This is a genomic window from Roseibium salinum (assembly GCF_026240905.1).
Lineage (GTDB): Bacteria > Pseudomonadota > Alphaproteobacteria > Rhizobiales > Stappiaceae > Roseibium > Roseibium salinum.
This window is the reverse complement of record NZ_JAPEVI010000003.1, coordinates 4,312,005-4,325,913: the sequence shown is the minus strand read 5'-3', so window position 1 is coordinate 4,325,913 and position 13,909 is coordinate 4,312,005. Positions and strand designations below refer to the sequence as shown.

At 63.5% G+C, this 13,909-nt stretch carries 11 protein-coding genes; 2 read left to right on the top strand and 9 right to left on the bottom strand.

Going from position 1 to position 13,909, the window contains the following annotated elements; translation table 11 throughout:
- Positions 1–28 precede the first annotated feature (28 nt).
- Both ON753_RS24655 and ON753_RS24650 read left to right on the top strand, forming a co-directional pair.
- A complete protein-coding gene (locus tag ON753_RS24655) occupies positions 29–2,434 on the top strand; it encodes a circularly permuted type 2 ATP-grasp protein (protein WP_265966492.1) in 2,406 nt (801 codons plus the stop codon).
- A 93-nt stretch (positions 2,435–2,527) separates the two neighbouring features.
- Complete coding sequence (locus ON753_RS24650) at positions 2,528–3,403, top strand: transglutaminase family protein (protein ID WP_265967255.1); 876 nt, start codon at positions 2,528–2,530, stop codon at positions 3,401–3,403.
- A 59-nt stretch (positions 3,404–3,462) separates the two neighbouring features.
- Here the strand turns inward: ON753_RS24650 and ON753_RS24645 are convergent, their stop codons facing one another.
- From ON753_RS24645 to ON753_RS24605, 9 genes are all read right to left on the bottom strand, one after another.
- Positions 3,463–4,530: an ABC transporter ATP-binding protein gene (locus tag ON753_RS24645; protein ID WP_265966490.1), complete on the bottom strand. Its 1,068-nt coding sequence runs from the start codon at positions 4,528–4,530 to the stop codon at positions 3,463–3,465.
- 14 nt (positions 4,531–4,544) lie between these two features.
- Positions 4,545–5,834: an MGH1-like glycoside hydrolase domain-containing protein gene (locus tag ON753_RS24640; protein WP_265966488.1), complete on the bottom strand. Its 1,290-nt coding sequence runs from the start codon at positions 5,832–5,834 to the stop codon at positions 4,545–4,547.
- A 46-nt stretch (positions 5,835–5,880) separates the two neighbouring features.
- A complete protein-coding gene (locus ON753_RS24635) occupies positions 5,881–7,113 on the bottom strand; it encodes a carbohydrate ABC transporter permease (protein ID WP_265966485.1) in 1,233 nt (410 codons plus the stop codon).
- A complete protein-coding gene (locus ON753_RS24630) occupies positions 7,110–8,414 on the bottom strand; it encodes a carbohydrate ABC transporter permease (RefSeq protein WP_265966483.1) in 1,305 nt (434 codons plus the stop codon). The genes ON753_RS24635 and ON753_RS24630 overlap by 4 nt, the downstream gene beginning before the upstream one ends.
- 212 nt (positions 8,415–8,626) lie before the next feature.
- Positions 8,627–9,976 carry an ABC transporter substrate-binding protein gene (locus ON753_RS24625; protein ID WP_265966481.1) on the bottom strand — a complete coding sequence of 450 codons (1,350 nt, stop codon included), beginning with the start codon at positions 9,974–9,976 and terminating at the stop codon, positions 8,627–8,629.
- An 11-nt stretch (positions 9,977–9,987) separates the two neighbouring features.
- Positions 9,988–11,085 (bottom strand): LacI family DNA-binding transcriptional regulator, encoded by a 1,098-nt coding sequence (locus tag ON753_RS24620; RefSeq protein ID WP_265966480.1) that lies wholly within the window; start codon positions 11,083–11,085, stop codon positions 9,988–9,990.
- Positions 11,086–11,732: 647 nt separating this feature from the next.
- Positions 11,733–12,011 (bottom strand): GIY-YIG nuclease family protein, encoded by a 279-nt coding sequence (locus ON753_RS24615; protein ID WP_265966478.1) that lies wholly within the window; start codon positions 12,009–12,011, stop codon positions 11,733–11,735.
- A gap of 148 nt (positions 12,012–12,159) precedes the next feature.
- Positions 12,160–12,570, bottom strand: a complete 411-nt coding sequence (gene rbsD, locus ON753_RS24610; RefSeq protein WP_265966476.1) for a D-ribose pyranase — start codon at positions 12,568–12,570, stop codon at positions 12,160–12,162.
- Between the two features lie 79 nt (positions 12,571–12,649).
- On the bottom strand, positions 12,650–13,831 hold the full coding sequence (locus tag ON753_RS24605) for a GAK system CofD-like protein (protein ID WP_265966474.1): 1,182 nt from the start codon (positions 13,829–13,831) through the stop codon (positions 12,650–12,652).
- Positions 13,832–13,909: the final 78 nt, after the last annotated feature.

Sequence of the window (13,909 nt, the reverse complement as noted above, 5' to 3'; positions counted from 1 at the left end):
GCGAAGGTGTCCGGGGAGGAAGTAATGGATGAATCGGAACGAAACCGCAGAAACTGGTGACCTGGGGCCCGGATTGCTGAAATCCTATCGCCCGTATCCCGGCGTTTCGGACGAACTCCTGAATCCGGACGGCCAGGTGCGGCCGGTCTGGCGTTCTTTCGTGGACTACCTGTCATCCCTGACGCCGGAACAGATCAGCGACCGCTTTGCCCGGGGCAACCAGTATCTCAATGATGCCGGGGTCTATTTCCGCCATTACGGCCAGGACGGCGCCAACGAGCGGGAATGGCCGCTCAGCCATATTCCGCTCATCATCGGCGAAGACGAGTGGGAGGAGATCTCCGCCGGGCTCATCCAGCGCGCCGAGCTTCTGGAGCAGGTGGTCGGCGACCTCTATGGTGAGAACCGGCTGGTGGCGGACGGGTATCTTCCTGCAAGCCTCATCGCCAAGAGCCCGGAATGGCAACGGCCCCTGGTCGGCATCACTCCCAAATCCGGCCATTTCCTCCACTTCCTGGCCTTCGAAATCGGCCGCGGTCCGGACGGCACCTGGTGGGTGCTCAGCGACCGGGCGCAGGCGCCCTCCGGTGCGGGCTTTGCCCTTGAAAACCGGGTCGCCACCGGGCGTGTCTTCAATGAGTTCTTTGCGAAGGCGCACGTTCACCGCCTCGCGGGGTTCTTCCGCCGCTTCCGCGACCATTTCGTCGAATTGCGCGGAGAATCGGACAGCCGTGTGTCGATCCTGACCCCCGGCCCCATGAACGATACTTATTTCGAGCACGCCTATATCGCCCGCTATCTGGGCTTCATGCTGCTGGAGGGCGAGGATCTGACCGTGCGGGACGGCCGGCTGATGGTACGCACGGTCTCCGGCCTCAAGCCGGTCAGCGTCCTCTGGCGGCGTCTCGATGCCGCCTGGACCGACCCGCTGGAGATGAACGAGACCTCGCGACTTGGCACGCCCGGCCTGGTTCAGGCGGTGCGGCACGGCTCGGTGACAATGGTCAATGCCCTGGGCACCGGCATCCTGGAAACCCGCGCCCTGCTCGCCTTCCTGCCGCGCATCAGCAAACACCTGCTCGGCGAAAAGCTGAAACTGCCGAATGTCGCCACCTGGTGGTGCGGCGAAGCGGCAACCCGGCAATATGTGAAAGAGCACGCCGAGACCATGATGTTCAGCCCCGCGCTCTCGACGGCCTTGCCGTTTGCCTCCGCGCAGACCGATTTTCTCGGCAAGGATTTCGAAAAGTTCCACAAGGGGATTCTGGAAAGCTGGATCGACAACAAGGCCGACGCTCTCGTCGGCCAGGAAGCCGTCACCCTTTCGACCACACCGTCCTATCAGGACGGACAGCTCGTTCCGCGCCCGATGAGCCTGCGCGTTTTCCTGGCGCGCACGGCAAACGGCTGGGAAGTGATGTCGGGGGGCTTTGCCCGCATCGGCCGGACGGAGGATGCCAGCGCCATCGCGATGCAGGCGGGAGGATCGGCGGCCGATGTCTGGATCGTCGGCGACCAGAGGCCGGTCAAGGAAACGCTCCTGCACCAGACCGAGTCGCCGTTCTTCAAATCCCAGACGGGCACCCTGCCCTCCCGCGCCGCCGACAATCTCTTCTGGCTTGGCCGGTATATTGAACGGGCCGAGGGGTCTGTCCGCCTTCTGCGGGCCTATCATGCCCGCCTCATGGAAACCGCGGACCCGGATGCGCCGCTGGTCGCGATGACCTCGGCCTATCTGGAAGGGACCGGCGTCTCCCCCGATACGCCGGTCCCCGAGAGCCTTTGCGACATGCTGCACTCGGCGGTCGCCGCCGCCGGCAAGGTCCGCGACCGCTTCTCCGTCGACGGCTGGCTGGCTCTCAACGATCTCGCCCAGACCGCCAACGGCGCCCGGCACGCCATGCACGAAAACGCGGATGTGCCGCGGGCCATGGGGTTGCTGCTCAGGAAGATCACCGGCTTTTCCGGACTGGTTCACGAAAACATGTACCGCTTCACCGGCTGGCGCTTCCTGAGCATCGGACGGGCCCTTGAACGGGCGTACCGGATGGCAGATCTCCTGTCGGTCTTCACGGCGCCGGATGCCCCGGAAGGATCCCTGGAACTGCTGCTGGAGGTGGGCGACAGCGCCATGTCCATGAGCCGGCGCTATGCCGTTTCGCTCAGCCATGCGACGGTGCTGGACCTTCTTGCCATGGACTCGAAGAATCCGAGGGCCATTCTCTATCAGCTGAGCGATATGAAGGAGCATATCGGCGTGCTTCCGGGGGCGACCGAAAACGGCTATCTTTCGGTTCCCGCCCGATCCGTGCTGCAGGTTCACACCAGCCTTGCGATTTCCACGCCGAAGACCCTGACCACCGATGCTTTGGCCGACCTGCGCGACCGGATCGCCCATCTCTCCGTCGAGTTGTCCGATGCCTATATCCGCTAGGCTACGAGCCCGTAAGCTTGAATGCACTGTCGCCGCCCTGTCGACGAGCCGGCCGGCGATCGTCACTCTCCCTACGCCCTGTGCGAGGCGCCCGTGCTGTACGATGTAACGCTTGAAATCACGTATGATTATGCCAGCCCGGCGAACCACGGCCGCCATGCCTTGCGCCTGATGCCCGCGACGTGTCCGGGCGAGCAAACGCTGCTTTCCGGGCGGATCAGCCTCCAGCCCGAACCCTGGGAACGGGAGGACAGGGTCGATTTCTTCGGCAATGCGGTGACCGATGTCGCCTACCGAAAGCCCCACAGAGAGCTGCTCTTCAAACTGCAGGCGCGCATCGACCGGACCGCGACCCCGGAACAATTCGACATTTCCCCGTCACTGAAATCCCTGGCGCGGGAACTCGCCACCATCCAGTCGCTGAAGGCTGACGAGCCGGTGCATTTCCTGTCCCCTTCCCCGCGCCTGGCGCTCGATCCCGCCTTCGCGGTCTATGCCGAGGAACACGTCTCTCCCGGCATGAGTGCCATTTCAGCCGTTGAGACCATCGGCAAGGCACTCCACGACGACATGCATTTCGACGCGAGGGCCACGACGGTGGACACACCGGCCCTCGAGGCATTCGAAAGCCGTCACGGCGTCTGCCAGGACTTCACCCACATCATGATCGCCTGTCTCAGGAGCATCGGCATTCCGGCAGGCTATGTGAGCGGTTTCCTGAGGACGACCCCGCCGCCGGGCCGGCCCCGTCTGGAAGGCGCCGACGCCATGCATGCGTGGGTGCGCGCCTGGTGCGGAATCGAGGTCGGCTGGATCGAATATGACCCGACCAACGCGGTTCGTGTCGGCCAGGATCACATCGTCGTGGCCCGAGGCCGTGACTATGGCGACGTCTCTCCGGTCAAGGGCGTATCACGCACCGCCGGCGGCCAGACGACCGACCACCGTGTCGACGTCATCCCGCTCTGAAGTGCCGCAGGACCCGGATCACTCGCGGGCAGCTGCAGGAAAGGCCGGCAGATGCCGCCTCAAACCGGGTACCTGATCGCCCGGTCCTGCACATCGAAGAAGTGCATGCGCGCTTCGTCGAACCTGAGGCCGATATGGGCGCCTTCTTCGATTTTCTCGCTGCCGCTGATGCGAACGAGAACCGAATCGAGCCCGTCCAGCGCCACATAGAGGAAAGTGTCTGCGCCGAGATATTCGGCGACCTCCACCGTGCCCGTGCAGTGCCCCTCTTCCGCGCCGACGACGGCGATATGCTCCGGGCGGATACCGAGCCTGACGGGTTGTTGCGTTGCGCCCGCATGCGGATAGCGGCCGCCGCCGTGGCCCCGGAGCGAAAACCGGTCGCCGTCCACCGAACACGGCAGCACGTTCATCTTGGGCGAGCCGATGAACTGGGCGACGAACAGGTTGTCCGGGTTCTCGTAGAGCTGACGCGGCGTGCCCACCTGCTCGATCTGCCCCGCCTGCAGCACGACGATCTTGTCGGCAAGCGTCATCGCCTCCACCTGGTCGTGGGTCACGTAGATCATGGTGGTGCCGAGGCTCTTGTGCAGGCGGGCGATCTCGAACCGCATTTCGACGCGCAAGGCCGCATCGAGGTTGGACAGCGGTTCGTCGAACAGGAAGGCGCCCGGCTCCCGCACGATGGCTCGGCCGATGGCGACACGCTGGCGCTGGCCGCCGGAAAGGGCCTTGGGCCGTCGGTCGAGATAGTCGTCGAGCTTCAGGACCTCGGCGGCTGCCTTGACCTTCCGCTCGATCTCGTCCTTCGGCACGCCGGCCGTTTTCAGCCCGAAGCCGACATTCTCGCGCACGGACATGTGGGGATAGAGCGCATAGGACTGGAACACCATGGACAGCCCCCGGCCCGACGGCGGCAGGGCGGTCACGTCCTTGCCGTCGATCCCGATCGTGCCGCGGCTGGTCTCCTCAAGGCCGGCGATCAGACGCAGCAACGTCGATTTCCCGCAGCCGGAGGGCCCAACGAAGATCACGAATTCGCCGTCCTCGATTTCCAGATCGATTCCCTTGATGACCTGCAGGTTGCCGAACCACTTCTCGACCGCCTTGAGCTGGATCGCACCCATTGCCTGGCTCCCCTTCAAGCTGGTTCTTGCGCATGTGAGGGCGATGCCCAGGCGAGCCAGATCGCCGAGGTCCACGAAAAGCTGCCGCCGCCGGCGCCCGCGCCGGTCTCCGGGCTGAAATATTCGGCAAATCCGCTGGTTTCAATCAGGTCGGCCGTGTCGGCCCTCAGCCGTTCGGCCCGCGCTTCATCGCCCGCTTCCGCAAACCCCTTCGCGATCATGTAGTTGATCATCGCCCAGACCGGCCCGCGCCAGTAGCGCAGTGGCTCATAGCTGCGGTGATCGGGATCGTAGGACGGCATCATGTAACGGACGCGTGCGGCGATCCGGTCGAAATGCGCCTGCAGGGCGGAAAGGATGTCAGCGTCGCGCAGGCCCGCATAAAGCGCCAGGAAGGACGCGCTCGAAACGCCGTCCGTCTGCCTGCCGGTGCGCTCGTCCAGAGCGACATGGGCCTTCACCGTGCTGTTCCACAGTACCCGGGTGCCTTTTTCCATCCGCGCGATCCATGTCCTGATTTCCCTGGCTTCGTCCTGCGCCTCAAGGCGTTCGGCAAGGGCCAGAAGATCCCGGCAGGCACGCAGGAAAATGAAAGTCACTCCCGGATCGGCCACAAAGAACGGACAGGTTTGCGCGACCTTCGCCGGGTCCCAGCCGACCTTCCGGCAGGCGGCCACAATGCTCAGATAGCGGTCGTAATCCTCCTTGTGCGGACGCATGGCCGGGTCGACATGAGACGTATCCTTGCGCTCATAGGGCTCGATGTCCCTGACCTCCACGGCGCGCAGGGCCTCGTCCCAGTCCGGCAGGTTGTCCCGTCCGGACTCCCAGGGGTGAATGACGGCGATGACGCCAAGCTTGTCCGGGTCGCGATAGCTGAGATACCAGCGGTGCCAGGCCATCAGCTTCGGCAGCAGCGCCGCGGCATGCTCCGGTGCCCTGCCCGTCCGGTCGTTCTCCACGAGGCTGTTGACGACCGACGCGGCGACCGGCGGCTGGGAATGGCCGGAACTGGGGATCGCGCCGCCGTCGGTTCCCCAGACGGACGGGCCCGGGAAATAGCTCGGGTCGTCCTTGCGGAACAGGATGTGCGGCACCATGCCGTCGCGCCACTGTCCCTCGAACAGCATCTCGATTTCTTGCCAGGCGCGGTCCTGGTCGAACGTGGAGAAGCCGAGGGCGACAAAGACGGAGTCCCAGTTCCACTGGTAGGGGTAAAGGCCCCTGGTCGGGATCGTGTACCCGCCCTGGTCGTTCTCGATCAGGATCGATCTTGCCTGTTTGTCTAAATCACTATGCGACACAAGTAACTCCCTTGGGCGTCCTGATGAGCCCTTCGAATGATCGGTCCTATCCCTTGACGCTGCCGGCCGTCAGGCCCTGGACAAGGAAGCGCTCGAACCAGAGAAAGAGGACAAGGACGGGCACGGTCGCGATGACCGCGCCCGCCATCAGGTGCTGACGCGGCACCTCGGAGGAATTCAGGGAAACGACACCGCGCGACAGGGTAAAGATGCCCGGGTCGTCGAGGAACATGAAAGCGAACAGGAACTCGTTCCACGCGATCATGAAGACGTAGAGCGAGACGGATGCCAGCGCCGGCAGCGACAGGGGCAGCGTGATCTTCAGGATCACCCCGACGCGCGACAGCCCGTCCATCAGCCCGGCCTCTTCCAGCTCCGACGGCAGCCCGCGGAAATAGCCCTGCAGCATGTAAAGCGCGACGGGAATGGTGGTCGCCGGATAGACGATCAGCAGCCCGGTCAGCGTGTTGCGCAGGCCGAGTTGCGAAAAGACCGCGTAGAGCGGGATCACCAGGACGATCGCCGGGACCATGTAAATCAGCAGCACCGAGCGCGACAGGAAACCCTGGCCCGGAAACCGCAGCCGGGCGACCGCGTATGCGCCCGGCACGGAGAACAGCAGCGTCAGCAGCACGGTCGCAATCGAAACATAGGCGGAAACCAGCAGGTAACGGCCGAAATTGAATTGGGTAAAGAGCTCCCTGTAGGAGCGCAACAGGCCGTCCAGCCCCTGCGAGACGTCGATCGAAAGATCCAGCGGATTTGCAAGCAGCGCCTGCTGGCTTTTCAGCGAGGTCATCACCATGACGTAGAAGGGCAGCGCCACGATGATCGTAAAGACGACGAAGCCGATACCCTTCAGGACGCGGATATAGATGACCTCGCGCTCATAGCGGCTCATGGCCTCCAGCCGGGCATCGCGCAGGCAGAGCCGGAGGGCGGCCGTCACGCCGCCGATGAAGGTCACCAGCGCCAGCCCTTGCCACACGGTCACGGTTCCCAGAGGCAGGCCGAAGGGCGCGGCGAAGGACGCCGTCATGAGCACCAGGAACACCGCCGTCGCAGCAATGGCCCAGGCCGGAATGCCGCCGGTGCTTTCGCGCGACTGCCGCCAGACGAGGGCGAGAGCCCCGGCCAGACCCGCCAGCCCGGCCGCGGTCGCCTGCGGCAGCGCAACTGCGCCGGTGATCAGTGTCAGGGCGACGCCGAGCACCACCATGGCGGTGACGCCGCAGATGAGACCGGTGACGGCCGCGATGACGACGCTGCGCGGGCTCATAACCCCTCCTCCTTCGGCGCGAAGTGAATGAACAGGGTGGCGAAGGTGACGAGGACGACGAAGACGACCACCGCCACGGCGGCGCCGGCACCGAGATTGGCAAGCGCGAAGCCCTGCTCATAGACATCCACGGTCAGCGTGCGCGTGCCCGCATTGCCGCCGGTCAGGAGGAAGATGTCGTCGAACTTGTTGAAGGTCCAGATGAACCGCAGCAGGAACAGCACCGAAAGAATGCCCATCAGTTGCGGCAGGGACAGATACCAGAATTGCTGCAAGGGCGTTGCGCCGTCCATTTCGGCCGCCTCGTACATGTCGGTGTTGATCGACTGCATGCGCGCCAGAATGAACAGGAAGGACAGTGGGAAATAGCGCCAGGCCTCGAAAGCGATCACTGTCGACAGGGCCAGCGGGAATTCGAAGGGAATGCCGAAGAGCGAAAAGCCTATGGCCCGCTGGCCGAAGAAATTGATCGGATCGGTGATCACACCCATCTTCGTGAGGAGCGCGTTCAGCGTTCCGGAGAACGGATCGAACAGCACCACCCAGGTGAAAGCCACGGCAATCACCGGAGAAACGTAGGGAAACAGAAACAGGCCGCGCAGGAAACCGCGACCGGCAAAGGCGGTGTTGAGAAGCTGGGCGGCAAACAGCCCGAGCACGACAGCCCCGCCCGTTCCGAAGATCGTGTAATAGAAGGTGACCCGCAGCACGGACCAGAATTCACGCGCGCTGAAGATCCTGGAGAAATTCTCGAACGTGAATTCGAAACTGGTGAGCACGTTGTCGGCATCGCCCGTGACGACGGCGACGCTTATCTCTTCCGGGTCGTCGGTTGCAAGGAACGCATTGGAGACGGTGCCCTCGAGCCGCAACCGGTCGCGCCAGCCGGGCTCGACCGTCCCGAGCATGCAAGTCAGACGGTTGTCCTCAAGGCCGCAGCCGTCCGGCAGGCCGGTAACATTGAAGCCTTCCGGCACTGCGTCCCTCAGCACGACATCGCGGATTTCCTCGTCCTGGGACGAATTGCGCAGCCGATATTCCAGCGTTGCGCTGTCGCCCGCAGCCTCCGGGTTGCCGCGCACCCGTTCGTTCACCAGCACGGCAGGCGGGCGCAGGTCGCCGAGTTGAACCGGCTTGACGCTGATCCAGAAATTGGCCAGCAGCGGACCTGCAACGATCACCAGAATGATGGCGAAGGTCGGCAACAGCATCAGATACGCCAGCCACATCTCACGGCGCTGCATCGGCCCGATGCCCTTGGGCGGACCTGAAGAAGCTTCTGCTGGGGTCTTTGTGCTCATCGTTCCGCTTCAGCGTTGACGTTCGGATTTGCCCTCTTTGCCGCCACTCCGTCGGGAGAGGGCCGGTGCGAGGGAATTTCATGCGGTCGGAAGGCGACTCATGGTCCCGCCCCTCACGCGGAGCGAAGCGGACCGGGCAGTCCCATTTGGAGTTGCCCGGCCCGGTCCCGGGTGGAGAGTGGTGCCGCCCCGATTCATCGGGGCGGAAACCTTTACTGGATCTTGGCCAGTTCATCGTTGAGCCGCTCGACCGTTGCGGCCGCATCGCGCTCGCCATCGATATATTCGCGCACGAGGCGGTTGATCACCTGGCTGTTGATCATCTTGGACGCAAGCGAAAGCTGACCTTCCTTGACGCCCCAGCGGCTGGCCGTGTCGAGACCGGACACCACGGTCTTGATCGTCTCCGGATCATAGACGTCGGTCAGGGCTGCCTTGCGGTCTACACCGACCGGCAATTTGGCCCAGCCGTCGACGAAGGCGGTCGGGTTTTCGGAGTTGCCGCGGCGGATCGGGAACTTGCCTTCAGGAGCGATCGACAGGGTCGTCAGATATTCGTCGTCCATGGAGAACTCGACGAACTGCATGGCCGCATTCGTGTCCGCATCGTTGGTGATGCCGAAATAGCGAATATCGGCCCAGGCTGCGCCCTCCGGATTTGACGGGCCGCTCAAGGTCGTGACGACGCCGGTTTTGGAGGCCAGTTCCGAGGATGTCGGGTCGTCGGTGATGGTCGGCGGCGCATCATCGCGCAGGCCTGCCAGTTCATCCAGGATAAACGGCGACCAGATGATCATCGCCGCCTTGCCGGCAAAATAGAGTTCACGCGACTGCTTCCAGTAGAGATCCCCCGGAGGTGATGCCTCGGCTATGGCCTTGTAGAACTCCAGCGCCTCGACGGTCTTCTTTTCGTCCAGCGGCTTGAAGCCCTCCTCGTCGACCGGGGAGATCCCGTTGGCGAGCAATACATGCTCCAGCACCTGGCTCATGAAGTTCTCGTCGACCTTGGTGGCCGCGACGAACCCGAACATTTCCGGCGGATTGTGCAGCTTTTCAACCGCTGCCAGTATGTCTTCGTAGCTGTCCGGTGCGGCAAGGCCGTTCTCTTCGAAAAGGTCCTTGCGGTAGACGACCATCTGCGTCCAGCCATCCACCGGAACGGACGCAATGCCGTCCTCGACGGAGGCCATGGCAACGGCGCCCGGGGCGAATGTGTCGGCGCCGAGCTTTTCAAATACCTCCGTCGCCGCTTCGGTATCCAGGATACCGGCTTCCGCCCAGGGCAGCGCATACTGCACGGTGTGATAGATCACATCCGGCAGATCGCCCGCGGCAAATGCCGCGGTTGCCCGCGTGCCGAGATCGCTTTCGCTCACCGGAATAACGCTCACGTCGATGCCGGTCTTTTCCTTGAATGCGGCGGCTATTTCCTCCTGCTTGGCCAGCCGTTCCGGCTGCTCTTCCGTCGTCCAGAAGCGCAGCGTGTCGGCCTCCGCCGCTGACAGACCAAACGCGAGCATGCCCGCTATGGTCGAAGTCAGGAATGTCGTCCTCCCAAACATCTCAACTCTCCCTATTTGCCAGAATGTGGCTGCTGGTTCAGCCGGTTCCGGAGCAGCCTCGACAGCGCCTCCGGTGTCATGGACGGCGCTCCGTCGGAGGCGCGCCGGATCAGGGTCGCTTTTGCGAGCGCCTGCAAACTTGTGGGTTCCTTGCCGTCCAGAACGTCGATCAGCATGCGGGCGACCCGCCCGCCCGCTTCCTGCGCGCTCTGGGAAAACGTGGTCAGCGGCGGATCCAGATACTCGCCCACCGGCAGGCCGTCATACCCGATGATGGTGACGTCCGAACCCGCTTTCAGGCCGTATTTCCGGCAGAACTGGACGGCGCCGATGGCCAGCGCATCGGTGACGCACAGCAGAGCGGTGGGCGGATTGTCGAGGGACAGCAATGCTTCGGCGCCGGCAAAGCCGCCCTTTTCGCTCAAGGCCTGGAGGCTTTCCAGGCTCGGGTCGTGAGGCACGCCGAGCGCCTCCAGTCCCTGCCGGTAGCCGTTCCGGCGCTGCAGCGAGAAATTCAGCTCAAGAGTTCCGCCGACAAGGCCGATCCGCTCGTGACCGAGACTGTAGATGTGGCGGACGCCGTCGGCGAAGGCGGCTTCGTTGTCGATGTCGAACCAGGCATATCCGGAAGGGTCTCCCGTGCGGCCATGGGCGACGAACGGAAAGTTCTGCTCGGTGAGATAGGCAATGCGCGGATCGTTGACCCCGGTGCGGGTGACGATGAACCCGTCCACCTTGCGGCGTGCGATCAGGCGCTTGAGCGTTTCGATCATGTGTTCGCGCGAGTGGGCGGTCGTCACGAGCAGGTCGAGCCCAAGCTCATCGAGTGCGCGGGCAATGCCGTCGATGAATTCCGACAGAAACGGATCCGCGCCGCTGCCATGGCCAACGGGGATCACGATGCCGAGCGTGTCCTGCCGGCCCCGCTTGAGATTGCGGGCCGTCGCCGACGGCTGGTAGCCGAGGTCCCTCACGGCTTTCAGGATGCGCTTGCGGGTCTCCTCGGAAATGTCCGTGTAGTTGTTGAGGACGCGCGACACGGTGCCCTTGGCGACGCCCACATGGCGGGCCACATCGTCAATCGTGACGGAACCGTGTGTCCGTGGCATTCATCCTCCCCCGGGGTGCCGGTCGGCCCCTCCATACCGTCGCGCCTTGCCGGACACATCGATCCAACAGCCGCGCTTTCTTGAAAAGAAGGCTTGCAAAACCGATTTCGAAAGTCAACAAAATCGGTTTCGGCGCCCCTGAAGAAATTTTCCGCACAGCGGGAAGATACTGTCTTTAAAACGAAACAAGCGGGAGCGAAGTTTCGGCGGATGCCGCCCTGAAGCGGGGCATTTTGCGTCAGCATAAGGCCGGCGAGATCAAGAGCGGACTCAGCCCTGTTCCTCGCTGGGCGAACGCGGCGAGACACCGAGGCCCATTTTGCAGAGCGATTCCTGTCTGAACGCGGCCAGTCCGGCGCTGTTCTCGTCGGCTTTACCGAGCAGACCAGCGAGTAGGCCCCGGCTCTGCGCTGCGCTGGGCCGGGGCGACACCGAGGAGGATTCGTCACGTGACTGCGCTGAACCCCTCCGAGTCACCCCGGGCAAGCGTAGCGAGACCCGGGGCCTACTCGTTTGCAGAGCGTTTACTGTCTGGACGCGGCCGGTACGACGCTGTTCTCTTCGGCTTTACCAAGCAGACCGGCAAGTGGGCCCGGCTCTGCGCTGCGCTGGGCCGGGTGACATCGAGTGTTTGGCGCCCTCGGCATTTAATGGGTAAGCAGGTCGTGCCAATCCGGATTGGATTTTTCAATCAGCTGTATCTTCCACGCCCGCCGCCACTTTTTGAGCCGCTTTTCCATGCCGATGGCGTCCTCGATTTGATCGAAGCCTTCCGCATGGACGAGCCTGTGAACAGCGTTCTTCCTCGTGAAGCCGGAGCCGATTCCCTGCCGGTGCTCTTCCACGCGGCGGGCCAGATCATTCGTGACGCCGACGTACAGCGTTCCATTCATCCGGCTTGCGAGAATATATACGAAGTAAGCCATTGATAGTTCTTACACTATCGGCTCGAGCTTGCGCTCGAAAAACTCTCCGAGTCACCCCGGGCGAGCGCAGCGAGACCCGGGGCCTACTCGTTTGCAGAGCGGCTCCCGTCTGGTTGCGGCCGTGCTGGGGTGACCCGGACGCGCTCCGCTAGAACGGCACTCCGGACACCAGGATGACATTCGCGAACGGCGTGAATTCGCCCGTGCGGATGACAGCGCGGGCGCGGGCGGTTCTAGTCTTCAACGCCTCGTGGGAACAGCGGATATGTTCGATCGGTTTGCCCGCATCGGCCGCCCAGTGCGCCAGTTTCACTTCGATCTGGGTGACGAGCTCAGCGGAAGCCTCGTCGGCGAAGATGGCTTGCTCGACGACCATCTCGTTGGCCAGGGCGTCGAGAACATCGAAAAGTCCGGGAATGCCGGGGGAGACCGCCAGGTCGATGACGCCGACATTGGCGGGAACCGGCAGGCCTGCGTCGGCCACAACGATTTCGTCCATATGCCCGAGCGATGCCACGAGCTTGCTCAGGTGGCGATTCAAAAGCGGCCTGCGTTTCATGACGTCTTCCTCTTGATCGATTCGACTATACCGGGTCCGGCTGGCGACAGGGTACCATCAGATCCAGGCCTTCCGGTTGTCATACCAGCGAAACCAGTGCATCGCACAGTGCCGCCGGATCGTAATAGGGCGCGGACTGCTCGCTAACGAGATCCAGCCTCACGACGGCGACACCCAACGCGCTGACCTCGGCAGCCTCGCTTTCAGGAACGCTTTGGTCGGCGACCACCAGATTGAGCAACCGGTTCACCGGACAATCGGATCCGGCGTCCTTGCGCAGATAGGCGAGCAGGGTCCGCACCCGGTGGGGCAGATCCATGCCGCCGGCTTCCGGGTCCGCGCCCATCGCGGGCACATAGACTTTCGGCACCGTGCGCGCGGCGATCGACCGGCCGGCGCCGTCGGCCAGCAGGTTGGCAACCAGGCTGGTATGGAAGCTTCCCGGAGCATAGCAGATGAGGTCTGCCGAACTGATAAGTTTGCGGTTCCGTTCCGGAATCTGCGAACGGGCGGGCGTCCGGCCTCTCAGGCCGAGGTTCAGGAAGAGATCCCTGATCGGCGAGGTGAGCGGCGGATGCTCCTTGCCGGTGAGGAGATGCTGGCCGATGACAGTCTCTCCGTTTTCCAGCACCGCTCCAAGATGCAGATTGTCGTCCGTTACCGCACGGACGGTGCCCTGGACGCCGACGAGTTTCGAGACCAGGAAGATGATCGGTTCGAGTTGCTGGTTCTGATGGAGATAGCCGCCCGCCAAGATCAGGTTGCCGATGCTTGCCCCCCTGAGATCGAAGCTCTCCGGGCAGGCGGCGCGGAATCGGTCGAGCTGGTTCTGGATCAGCGTGCGCATGGGAACTTCGATCGCTTCCACCAGGGGATGGGTCCCGGCAATCATCGCGTCGAGTTCACCGGCAAGGTCCGTCCCGGGAGCGGATTTGGCAAAGCGGTGGGTGAACAGGCGGAAGACGTCCGGATGGCCCAGCACCGTTTCATCGGCCAGCGCCATCAGCCGGCTGCGAAGGTCGCCGATCGCCGGCATGTCGAAGGCAACCCGGAGCCCTTGCGAGCTGCCGCCGCTGTCGAACGGCGTGACGAGATGAATGGAATTGTGAGTGTAGCGCTTCAGACGCTGCGCGACGCCGTTGAGCGCCGAGCCGCCGCTGAAGAACAGCAGCCTCGGCCCGAGTTTCGGATTGGACAGAAAGCGCTCGATCCGGAACGGATCGGGCATGCGGACGGCCCGCGTTATGGTGACTTCAGACAATACCAATCCCTATCCAAACCCGGCCCGCAACAGATGCACCATAGTCGAAGCTGCGCTTCAACAGGTTCCCAAATGGGG